This is a genomic window from Buchnera aphidicola (Pemphigus obesinymphae) (assembly GCF_026122815.1).
Taxonomy (GTDB): domain Bacteria; phylum Pseudomonadota; class Gammaproteobacteria; order Enterobacterales; family Enterobacteriaceae; genus Buchnera_C; species Buchnera_C aphidicola_BJ.
The window spans coordinates 1-551 of the sequence record NZ_JAIWQW010000071.1 but is presented as its reverse complement, the minus strand read 5'-3'; the positions used below and the strand labels follow the sequence as shown (position 1 = coordinate 551).

Genomic DNA, 551 nt, shown 5'->3' with positions numbered 1-551 from the left:
TTATGTCTTTCTTCAGACCAAATTTTTATTAATGATTTTAAATGATCTAATATTTCCTTTTCTGTACAATTTTCAGCATACATTTTAGCAATCCGAGTGCCAATATAGTTTCCTCCTATATATAAATTATATCTTCCTGGAGATTTTCCTATCAATCCAATTTCAGCTAATAAAGATCTTCCACAACCATTTGGACATCCTGTAACTCTAAATATTAAATTTTCCTGTAACATATTATATTTCAATAAAATGTTTTCTATTTGCATAATAAAAAAAGGTAATTTACGTTCCGCTTCTGCCATAGCTAAAGGACAAGTAGGAAAAGATACACAAGCCATAGCATTTTGCCTTAATTTAGTTATTGAACTCAACATTCCATGTATAAAAAAAATATTTTCAATTTCTTTTTTATCCTGTTCTTTAACTCCAGATATAATTATGTTTTGGTTAGCAGTCAAACGAAAATCACCTTTATGTATTTCGGCTACTTTAGATAAAGCTAATTTGATCTTCTGATCTGAATCATCGATAATTCTTCCATTTGGAACAAA

The 551-nt window shown here is 28.3% G+C and carries 1 pseudogene; it reads right to left on the bottom strand.

Features of this window, described 5'->3' with window-relative positions:
• A pseudogene (locus LDP10_RS03140) lies at positions 1-551 on the bottom strand (sulfite reductase subunit beta); the annotation flags it as partial.